The organism is Immundisolibacter sp. (assembly GCF_028696615.1).
In the GTDB taxonomy this organism is placed as follows: Bacteria; Pseudomonadota; Gammaproteobacteria; order Immundisolibacterales; family Immundisolibacteraceae; genus Immundisolibacter.
Map to the genome: position 1 here is coordinate 1 of NZ_JAQVGQ010000081.1, position 10,530 is coordinate 10,530.

Sequence of the window (10,530 nt, forward strand, 5' to 3'; positions counted from 1 at the left end):
CCATCTGCACCGCGCGGCCGGCGTGCAGCTTGCCGATGTGGTGGTTCTTGAGCCGCAGCAGCGTGGCAAAGACCGCCGCGGGCGTACTCGATGCGGCGCCGTAGTAGCGGTCGCGAATGGTGGCGTTGAGCTTGCCGGGACCGCCGGCAGCATCTTCCTGGATGCGCTCCAGAGTGGCGAACAGCCGGCCGAGCCGGTAGGCGGCGCTTTGGTGTGCGGGATCGAGCATGGGCGGGAACTCCTCCTGGGGTAAATGGCGGCGGCGGGCGTCGCGGTTGAGCCAGCCTTTGATGGCAGCGGCACGCGGGTAGCTCACCTGCTGCTCGGCGCGGCAGCGCTGCACGGCGGCGTTGAGCAGGGTGGCGGGGTACGGCAGCCCTTCGACGATGGCGCGCATCACCTCGCCGCCGAGATTGGGCGCGATGTTGTCGGCCTTGCCCTGTACCGCGGTGGCGGCGAGCAGGCGAAACAGCGACAGGTGCTCGGGGTCGCGCGGCGAGCGCGCCACGGCGATGTCCTCGAAATGCTGCCGAATGCGCCGCGCGAGCTCGATCGCAGGCGCCGTCTCCCAAAAGCGCACGGCGATGCGCGCTGCGTTGGGCGCCAGGCCCAGCACGTAAAAGCGCGTGTCGTCGCTGCCGACGGCAAAACGCCCGGTCTCGACGGCGCGGTAGAGCGCGCGCAGCGCGTCGGTGCCGCGGTCGGGGTCGTCTTTGGGCGGCTCGCCGAACAGGTCCACGAGCGCGGTTTCGAGTTCGTGCGGCGCTTCGGCCCAGAACACCGTCGAGGCGTCGCCCACCTGGATGCGCTGGCGCGAATCCTTGGCAAGCAGATGGTTGAGCGCGGTGGTGTAGGCAAAGGCGGCGGCTTTGCCGACGGGCGCATTGGCGCCTTGTGTCTTGCCGTAGGAATTGAAGGCGTAGAGGTTGAAGGAGACGATGTTCGCGCCCGAGCTTTGCGCGCCCCACACGCCCTTGATGGCGGCATGCAGGCGCTCGGGTGCGGCCAGCGCGCCGCTGACCAGACATGTCACCGTGGCCCCTTCCTCTTGCGAATCATCGGCGGCCAACGCGGTCACGGCCGGGCGCTGACAGATGAGCTCCACATCGCCATGCAAGCGAAAGCTCAGCAGCGGGTTGGTGGTCTTGATTGCCTCCCACGCGGGACAGGCGGCCAGCACCTCGAAGTCGATGCGGTCAAGAAACTTCGGCACCGCGGCAACGCCGGGATCGGCTTTCACCGCCTCCGGCAGCGCGTCGATGCGGGCGCGAAACGCGGCGTGCTGTTCGGCCACGCGCTCCGGCTTGCCGCGGGTGTCGATGCCGAGCACGTATTCGGCCGTGTCCCACAGCAGATTGGCCGCTATGTTCGATGCCCTCTTGACCGCTTGCGGCACCAGAAAGCGCTGGGCGGTTTTCTTTTTGCCCTCGCCGCTGCGCGTGTCGAGGATCTGCACCAGCCGACCCTCGCTGTCGATTTCGAGGATGAACGGGAACTCTTTTTCCTCGAAGCCATAGGCCGGCAGGCGCTGCGACGGGTCGGGATCGGCCTGCTTGCGCCGGTAGTAGTCGGCGAGTGCTTGCAAAATCATGCGCGCACCTCCACGCCATCGAAGTCCGGCACATCGATGACGCCGTCCGTCATCTGCGCGCGGAAAAAGCGCGGCACCGGATCGGCTGGGTTGCTGAAGTCGAGGTCATGCAGCATGAAGCCCAGATCGCGCGTCTCGGCGATCGGCGTGGGCTCTGCGCTCAGGTCTGTCACCCGCCGGAATGCTGCGGCGAACTCCCGGCAGCCGAGATACGGCTGATTCACGCACTGGCCGCGGCCGGCGCGGCGCTCGAACATCTCGCGGTATTTGATGAGCATCTCGCCCGGCGGCGCGTTGGGCTGCAGGGTTAGTTCCGCGTGCAGGCGATAGGCCACGTCGCGCAGAAACAGGCCGGCGCGCTGCTGGCGCTCGTCCTCGATGTAAAGCGCTAGATCGCCGCTGCCGGCGCGCATGGCGCTCTCCACATTGCGCGTGGAAACCACACCCGCCACCTCGTTGCGGCGCAGGTTGATCCAGCGGATGGGCGCCAGCACCTCGATGCGCCGCACCCGCCAGCGGATGGCCGGCTTCCACAGGATGGCCTCGAACACCGCACGCGCCGCGGACGGCGTGATGACGTCGTAGCTCACGCGCTCGACCTTCATCTCGGGGCGGGTGAAGCAGGCGAAATCGCCGCGGACTTCGAGGCAATGGGCTTTCACGGCTCTCTCTCCCTTCAAGCAGCCAGCACGCGGACGTGACCCGCCCGCCCGTAGTCGATGATTTTTCGATCGGCGGTCACCAGCGTGAGACCCGCCACACGCGCCTCGGCAATCAGGAAACGGTCGGCCGGATCGGCGTGCGGATCACCGGGAAGCAGCGTGCTTTCGATGGCGACTTCAGTGGTCAATGTCCGCACGCGCAGCCCGGGCAGCGCAGTGCCTTGTTCGAGCCAGTCTTGCAACGGCGCGGACAGCATGATGCGGTTCTTGGCCAGCAGCAGACCGATCTCCCAGGCGCTGATCACGCTGACAAAAAGGCGTCGCGCTCGGCGCGCCGCCTCGATCTGTGCCACGACTTGCGGCGCCAAGGTGCCCGCCACGCCTTCGGCATACCAGAGCCAGACGTGGGTATCGAGCAGCAGGTCGCTCATCGCGCTGATTTGCCGCGCGGCAGCAGCGGGCGGTACAGCTCATCCTCCTCGCCGGTCTCGGCCGCCAGCGGCTCGTGGGGCACCTCCACGACGTCGCCCACAATGGTGACCGTGCCGCGCAGGTAACCGAACATCGAATCCGCGGTCTCATCCTCGATCGGCACCAGCCTGGCCACCGGCTTGCCGCGCTTGGTGATGACCAGCGGCTCGTGGGTGGCGGCAACCTGGTCGAGCAGCTTCAGGCACTTGGCCTTGAACTCGGCGGCATTGATTTCCATGGTCGACTCATTGTGACCAGTTAAAGTGGTCATCATAAGGTTGCGGTCTTGGTTACACAATCAACCCGGCCGGCGGCACCGGCGCGGCCGGATCGATCCTCAGCCCCAGCGTCGCGTCGTAGGCGACATCACTCACCTGCACGAACAAACCCGGCAGCAGCTCCTCGATGTCGCCCTGCGCGAGCAGGCGCTGGGCGTCGCGCTGGCGGATATTGACGGTGTAGCGCTGCAGCGCGCGCAGCAGCCAGCGTTCCGCACCACCCTGGCGCAGTTGCGCGAGGCGTTGATCGACGGTGGCGTCCCGCCCGTCCGGGCCGCGATAAAGGACGACCACGCTCGCCTGGTCGGCGTCGTCGATCAACCGGAATTTCTCGGCGGCGCTGCGGAAGTTCACGGCGAGCGTCTTGCCGTCCACCGTGAGCAGCTTTTCGATGCCGTGTTTGTCCAGCTCGCACTGGTAATAGAGCTGGCGGAAGTAGCGCTCGAACAGCGCACGGTCGAGCGGATCGCCCGCATGGCCGTGCAGCACGCTGCGGCAGGCGCCTTCGCCCTTGGCGAGCAGGCCCGGCGGCGCGGCGTCGGGCGGCACGAACACCACCACCTCGCCCAAACCGGACAGGCGACCTTCGCGGTTGCAGCGCCCGGCGGCCTGGGCGATCGAGTCGAGCCCGGCGAGCGCCCGGTAGACGACCGGAAAGTCGAGATCGACGCCGGCCTCGACCAGCTGGGTGCTGACCACGCGCGTCGGTTCACCGGCCTTGAGGCGCGCCTTGATGGTGGCGATGACATCGGCCCGATGCGCGCCGCACATCAGCGCCGACAGGTGCAGCGTGCCTTGGGGCAGCAGGGCGTGCAGCGTGGCCGCGTGACGGCGGGTGTTGACGATGGCGAGCACGCTTTCGTGCGCGGCAAGTTCGGCCGCGAGCGCTTCCCAGGCGACGCGCTTTTGCCAATCCGCCGGCAGGCGCACGTTGACGCGCTTCAAGTCCCGATACAGCTCATCCGGCGTCTCGACCTGCGGGCCACCCTGCATCAGCTCGCGCACCGCGTCGAGCCCCTGGATGGTTTTCTGCGGATCGAAATACTCCTGCCGGGCGAGCGCCGGCTGCGTGGCCGTGCTGAGCACCACGGTGACGCCGTAGTGGCGGGTGAGCAGGTTCAGCACAGCCAGGATCGGCTTCAGAAACTCGGGCGGCAGCAGTTGGGCCTCGTCGAGCACCACCACGCTATTCACGATGTGGTGCAGCTTGCGGCAGCGGCTGGTGCGCGCCGCGAACAGCGATTCGAAAAACTGCACGCTGGTGGTGACGACCACGGGCGCGTCCCAGTTCTCGCACGCGAGTCGGCTGCGCAAGCTCTCGCGGCCGGGATCGGATTCTGCGTTGCTGTGGTGCTCGATCACCGCCTCGCCAAAGATGCCGCGGAACACGTCCGCGGTCTGCTCGATGATGCTGGTGTAGGGGATGACGTAGATGACCCGCCGCTGGCCGTGGAGCCGCGCGTGGTCGAGCGCGAAGGCCATGGAGGCCAGCGTCTTGCCGCCGCCGGTGGGCACCGTGAGCGAGAAGATGCCGGGCTTTTCCGCCGCCTTGGCGCGGCACTGGGCGAGGATGCGCCCGCGCAGGCGGTTGACCGGCGTGTCGGGCGCCGCCGCCGCGAGCTTGTCCATGTGGGCGTCGAACGCAGCGCGCAGCGTCGCCAAATCCGGCCAGGCGCCGCGCGCGGCCGCCTTGCCTTCATCCATGAAGGCTTCTGTGTCGAGAAAGTCGGCATCGACCAGCGCCGAGAACAGCATACGCAGCCACAGCGCGAAGCCGGCCGAGCCGCCCGGAATGGCGCGCAGATTCGGCGCAAAGCCGCCGTGGTCGAGAATCTCAGGCGGCGCCGCAGCGAGCGCCTCGGCCAGCTCGGTGCGGCTGGCCTCGGAGGCAAGGCGCGCTTCGAGGCTGCTCGCGTCAGCGTTCCAGTCGTACAGCCCGGCGTGGTGGCTGGCGATCAGGTAGGCCAGCACCCGGCCCGCGGTGCCGAAGCGCTCGCAGGCCAACAAGGCGCCAGCGGTGGAATGGGAAACGCGCCCGGCGCCGCCCTCGATATGCGCGTTCTCAGCCTCGGCGCCGCTGGCGGCGCGCAGGTAGCGCTGAAAACCGGGCCGGTACTTGCCGAGGTCGTGCCACAGACCGGCCTGACGTGCCCAGTCCTGCCCGCCGAAAAGCACCGCGTGATCTGCCGCGCGGCGAGCGACCTCGCTCAGGTGCTGATCCAGCGCGTGAACGCGCAGCCCCGTTTGCCCAACGGTGGTGTGAGCGGCCGCTGGTCGAAGATCGTCGTCGCTGACTGTGCTGTTCATGGAGTGCCCCTCTCCTGCCCAAGCGGAGGATTGCACCCATGGTGCAGCACCACCGTCTTGAATCCTGAGACGGTGAGCACCGTTCAATAAAAATTTTTTTCGGTTGCCGTGACACGGCCGTGTCGACACTGGCGCCGCAAGGCAAGCGCCAGCCAGAGCGATCGCGCAGCGAAGCGGCGCCACACCGCGCGGTCGACCGCGCGTTCAGGGTTTGTGAAGAAATGCGCATCCTGCGCATTTCTTGCGTCGCCCGTCCGGTACACGCCCGGACCGGCTCCCGCGAATCAAGCCCTTACGGGCTCGATTCGCGTCCGGCCATCCCTGGCCGGCCTCGGAGCTTGAAAAATCACAAGCTCTCAGGGTTTGTGAAGAAATGCGCGTCCTGCGCATTTCTTGCGTCGCCCGTCCGGTACACGCCCGGACGGGCTCCCGCGAATCAAGCCCTTACGGGCTCGATTCGCGTCCGGCCATCCCTGGCCGGCCTGAGAGCTTGAAAAATCACACGCTCTCAGCGGTGCGCCAGGACGGCCAGCGCCAGCGAGCCGGTCAGCAGCAGCGCGCCCACGGCGCGGCTGCGGTACTGGGCGCCGGTCAGGCGCTCCACGCCGGCGATGCCCAGTCGCCCCATCACGTACACCACCGCCAGCACCCACAGGCCGCGCGAGGTCTGCACGATGTTGACGATGGTGGCGCGGCCGGCCAGACCGAAGGCGAGCATCAAAAACACCATGCCGGCGATCTGTACGCTGGCGTACACGGCCAGCGCCCGGCCGAATGGGCGGTTGACGCGCCAGCGGCCGGGCAGCAGCGCCAGCGTGATCGGCAACGTCAGCAGCGGCGGCACCAGCAGGGAGTAGACGCCGACCTGCAATGGGCTCAGGCCGGCGCGCAAGGCGCCGACCAGCAGCACATCGGTGATGCCGTACAGCACCGCCGCGGCGGTGACGAACAGGGCCGAGCGCAAGCTGCCGCGAAACTTGCCGTCCGACAGCAGAAACAGGCTGGCAAACGCGCCGGCGGCAGCCAGATAGACCAGCGGCTCATAGGTTTCGGCCAGCCACAGGGCCGAGAAGCCGGCCACGGCGAACAGCTTCAGCCCCAGCATCGGCACCACGAACGAGGCATCGCCGTGGCGCAGCGCCAGGATGAAGAACACCTGCCCCAGCACCACGCTCGCGCCGATCGCCAGCAGCGTGCCCGGCATCTGCCAGAGGGCCTCAAAGCCCGCCCACGGCAGCGCCAGCGCCGCCAGCAGGCCGCAGGCCAGCTGGCTCAGGATGGAAATCTGGAACGGGTCGCGGCTATGCAGCCACAGGCCCTTGGCCAGGGTGAAGGAGATGGCGTGCAGCCAGGCGGCGGCGAGGGTGAGCAGCACGTAGCTGGGCATGGGGGTCCGTGTGGGGAGCTGTGCCGGTGCACGACCGGCTGGTCGGTCGGCCAGCGAAATGCCGAAAAATTCCTTACCGGTAGTTTTTGGAAAGGCCGAAAACTCCGTCCCTGGAATTTTTCTGCTCGCGCCGCGCGGTGAAGCCCCGAATCTGCGCCTTACCCCTGATTCAGCCGGCGCATCCGGCCCGGGACGCAGCGCTGAATGAATCAGCGCATGCCGAACCATTGATCGATGGACAGGCGCCAGGCGGCGGCCCTACTCCTCCCAGTCGGCGCCGAATTCGTCCTGCGGCGGCACGTCGTCTTCCAGGCCGTCGGCGTGCCCGCGCCGGCGCGGGCGCTCGCGCTGCGGCTCCTGCCAGTCCTCTTCTTCCATATCGGTTTCGGTGTAGTCGGTGTCGTCGGTTTCGACGTCATCGAGCGGGCCGGTCCAGTCCTCGGGCGGCTCGGCCGGTTCCAGGTCCAGCTCGTACCAGTCGTCGAGGCTGATTTCGTCCAGCGAACCGTCCACGTACTGGATCTCGACGCTGGCGGCTTGCTCGTCGACCGCCACCACCTCGAAGTCGAGGCCTTTGTCGACGTGCTGGTACCAGTTGCCGACGATCGGGTCCATGTCGTAGCTCATAGGTGTGTCCCGTGCGATTTCAGGTCAACAAAACGTCCAGGTGGGCGCGCACGCTGCGCGCCAGGGCCGACAAATCGTAACCGCCTTCCAGCACCGACACGACGCGGCCGTGCGCGTGGCGCGCGGCCAGATCGCTGATCACCTGTGTCACCCAGGCGTAGTCGTCCTCGGTCAGGCACAGCTGGGACATGTCGTCGTCGCGATGGCCGTCGAAGCCGGCAGACACGTACACCATCTGCGGCGCGAAGGCCTCCAGCGCCGGCAGCCATTCGTCCTGCACGGCGCTGCGAAAGGCGGCGCTGCCTAGGCCGGCGGCGATCGGCGCGTGCACCACGTTGGGGGCGCGAAAGTTCAGGTCCGTGTACGGGTAGAACGGGTGCTGGAAGCTGCTGCACAGCAGCACGTCGCTGCGGTGATGGAAGATTTCCTCGGTGCCGTTGCCGTGGTGCACGTCGAAGTCGACGATCGCCACCCGCTGCACTGCGCCGCCGGCCAGCGCGTGCGCCACACCCACCGCCACGTTGTTGTAAAAGCAAAAGCCCATGGCGCGGCGGCGCTCGGCGTGGTGGCCCGGCGGGCGCACGCAGCAGAACGCGTTGCGCACCGTGCCGGCCAGCACCAGCTCGGTGGCCAGCACCGCCGCCCCGGCGGCGCGGCGGGCGGCGGCCAGCGTGTAGGGATTCATGGCCGTGTCGGGGTCGACGTGGATCACACCGTGCTCGGGGCTGCGCGCGTCGAGCGCGTCCAGGTAGTCGGCGTCGTGCACGCGCAGCAGCTGCTCGCGCGTCACCTCCGGCGCCTCGAAGTGGCGCAGCAGCGGATCGAGGCCGGTGGCGATCAGGTGATCCTCGATCGCCGCCAGGCGGCCCGGCGCCTCCGGGTGCCATGGGCCGGCGTCGTGCTCGCGGCAGGCCGGGTGGGTGATGAAGGCGGTGTGCATGGCTCAGCGGCGCGCTTGCGCGGTCAGGTCCAGCGTCACGCGCACCAGCGACGGGTCGTCCGGGTCGTCCTTGATACGAAAGCCGAGCTTGCGCACCAGGCCCAGCATGGCGGCGTTCTCGCGCAGCACGTCGCCCCAGATTTCGCGGATGCCGCGGGCGGCGGCGTAGTCGATGATCTCGCGCATCAGCAGCGCGCCCAGACCCTGGCCGGTCATGTGCTCGGGCACCACCACGGCGTACTCGGCGCGTTCGTTGTCGGGATCGGCGGAAATGCGCACCACGCCGTAGATTTCCGTGGTGCCGGGAATGCCGGGCTCGGTCAGGATGAGCGCCATCTCGCGGTCGTAGTCGATCTGCGTCAGGCGCGCCGCCAGGCTGTGGCCGAGCTCTTTCATCGGCACGAAAAAGCGCAGCCGCACCTGCTCGGGCGTGAGCCGCTCGAAGCTCTTTTGCAGCATCGGCTCGTCCTCGGGCAGGATCGGGCGCAGCAGCAGGCGCCGGCCGTCGCCGATGACGACGAATTTCTCCAGCGACTTCGGGTACGGCCGGATGGCCAGACGCGGCTGCGCCGGGTTGGCCACCGGCGCCACGCGCACGCGGGCGTCGACCGCCAGCACACCCTCGGGACTGGCCAGCAGCGGGTTGATGTCGAGCTCGACCAGCTCGGCCACGTCGGCCGCCAGCTGCGCCACCTTGATGAGGGTCAGCGCGATGGCGCCCAGGTGCGCGCCGGGAATGCCGCGGTGCCCCTTCAGCAGCTCGTAGACGCGCGTCTGGCGCATGAGATCGTGCGCCAGGCGCATGTTCAGCGGCGGCAGGCCGAGCGCGGTGTCGTTCAGCACCTCGACTGCCGTGCCGCCCTGCCCGAACAGCACGCAGGGGCCGAACTGCGCATCGACGGCGATGCCGACGATCAGCTCGTGGCTGCGGCTGCGGTCGAGCATGGGCTCGACCTGGAAGCCGTCGATGCGGGCGTCCGGGCGGTTCTTGCGCACCCGCTCGAGCATTTGTTCGGCGCCATGCCGCACCGCCTCGGCATCGGGCAGGTTCAGCGCCACGCCGCCGACGTCGGTCTTGTGGATGATGTCCGGCGAGCGGATCTTGAGCGCCACCGGGCCGCCGATCTGCGCCGCCGCCGCGGCCGCCTCGTCCGGCGTGGCGGCGTGGCGCGGCTGTACCTGCGGGATGCAGTAAGCGCGCAGCACGCCGGCCACCTCGTCCGGCGACAGCCACTGCCGACCTTCGGCCAACGCCCGGCGGCACAGGGTGCGCGCCGCCTCGACGTCCGGCTCGAACTGCTCGGGCACCGACGGCGGGGTCTCCATCAGCGCCAGGCGGCCGCTGCGGTAGCGTTCGAGATACATGAACGCGCGCACCGCATCCTCCGGCGTGCGGCAGGTGCCGATGCGGTTTTCGGTGAACACCTGCCGGCCGGCGCGCGCCATCTGGTCGCCCACCCAGCTGGTCACCAGCGTCTTGCCCGGCTGGGCGGCGGCGGCGCGCACCACCGCCCGCGCCGCCTCCACGCCGTCGGCCACCGCCACCGGCGCGTGCAGCACCAGCACGGCGTCCACGCCCGGGTCGCGCAGCAGCGGCGCCAGCGCCGCCTCGTAACGCTGCGGCGGCGCGTCGCCGATGATGTCGACCGGATTGCCGTGCGACCAGGTGGACGGCAGCACCTGGTCGAGCGCGGCCAGCGTCTGCGGCGCCAGCTGCGCCAGCCTGCCGCCCTGCGCCTCCAGCGCGTCGGTGGCCATGATGGCGATGCCACCGCCATTGCTGACGATGGCGAGACGATCGCCGGCCGGCAGGCGCGTGGTGGCCAGAATCTCGGCCGCCGTGAACAGCTCGTCCAGCGTGTGCACGCGCAGCATGCCGGCGCGGCGGAACACGGCGTCGTACACCTTGTCGTTGCCGGCCAGCGCACCGGTGTGCGAGGCCGCCGCCCGCGCCGCCGCCTGGCTGCGCCCGGCCTTGACTACCACCACCGGTTTGACGCGCGCCGCGGCGCGCGCCGCCGACATGAACTTGCGTGCGTTGGTGACCGCTTCCATGTACAGCAGGATGGCGTCGGTGTCCGGGTCGCCGGCCAGGTAATCGAGCATGTCGCCGAAGTCGACGTCGGCCATGTCGCCCAGCGACACCAGGTGCGAGAAGCCCACCCCGCGCGGCAGTGCCCAGTCGATGACCGACGTGATCACCGCCCCCGACTGCGCCACGAAGGCCAGCCGGCCGCGCCGCGGTGCCAGGTGCGCGAAGCTGGCGT

At 68.9% G+C, this 10,530-nt stretch carries 9 protein-coding genes; all 9 read right to left on the reverse strand.

All coding sequences use genetic code 11. The annotated features are described in order from the left end of the window. Positions 1-1,591 (reverse strand): type I-C CRISPR-associated protein Cas8c/Csd1 (cas8c, locus tag PHC73_RS07060; protein ID WP_300126162.1); only part of this gene is annotated, 1,591 nt, incomplete at its 3' end. Further along, on the reverse strand, positions 1,588-2,253 hold the full coding sequence (gene cas5c, locus PHC73_RS07065; protein WP_300126165.1) for a type I-C CRISPR-associated protein Cas5c: 666 nt from the start codon (positions 2,251-2,253) through the stop codon (positions 1,588-1,590). The genes cas8c and cas5c, both read right to left, overlap by 4 nt. A 14-nt stretch (positions 2,254-2,267) precedes the next feature. Beyond that, positions 2,268-2,684, reverse strand: a complete 417-nt coding sequence (locus PHC73_RS07070; protein ID WP_300126167.1) for a type II toxin-antitoxin system VapC family toxin — start codon at positions 2,682-2,684, stop codon at positions 2,268-2,270. Further along, a complete protein-coding gene (locus PHC73_RS07075) occupies positions 2,681-2,962 on the reverse strand; it encodes a type II toxin-antitoxin system Phd/YefM family antitoxin (RefSeq protein WP_300126169.1) in 282 nt (93 codons plus the stop codon). Before PHC73_RS07075 ends, PHC73_RS07070 begins: the two co-directional genes overlap by 4 nt. 52 nt (positions 2,963-3,014) lie before the next feature. Further along, positions 3,015-5,309, reverse strand: coding sequence for a CRISPR-associated helicase Cas3' (gene cas3, locus PHC73_RS07080; RefSeq protein ID WP_300126171.1), 2,295 nt, complete (start codon positions 5,307-5,309; stop codon positions 3,015-3,017). Positions 5,310-5,817: 508 nt separating this feature from the next. Beyond that, the gene (locus tag PHC73_RS07085) at positions 5,818-6,696 is read right to left on the reverse strand and encodes an EamA family transporter (protein ID WP_300126174.1); all 879 of its coding nucleotides are present in this window, start codon (positions 6,694-6,696) and stop codon (positions 5,818-5,820) included. 258 nt (positions 6,697-6,954) lie between these two features. Beyond that, entirely contained in the window at positions 6,955-7,323 is a 369-nt protein-coding gene (locus tag PHC73_RS07090) for a DUF6763 family protein (RefSeq protein WP_300126177.1), read from the reverse strand. A 19-nt stretch (positions 7,324-7,342) separates the two neighbouring features. Further along, complete coding sequence (locus PHC73_RS07095) at positions 7,343-8,263, reverse strand: histone deacetylase family protein (RefSeq protein WP_300126180.1); 921 nt, start codon at positions 8,261-8,263, stop codon at positions 7,343-7,345. 3 nt (positions 8,264-8,266) lie between these two features. Then, the coding region (locus tag PHC73_RS07100; RefSeq protein ID WP_300126183.1) for a bifunctional acetate--CoA ligase family protein/GNAT family N-acetyltransferase at positions 8,267-10,530 on the reverse strand (2,264 nt) is incomplete at its 5' end.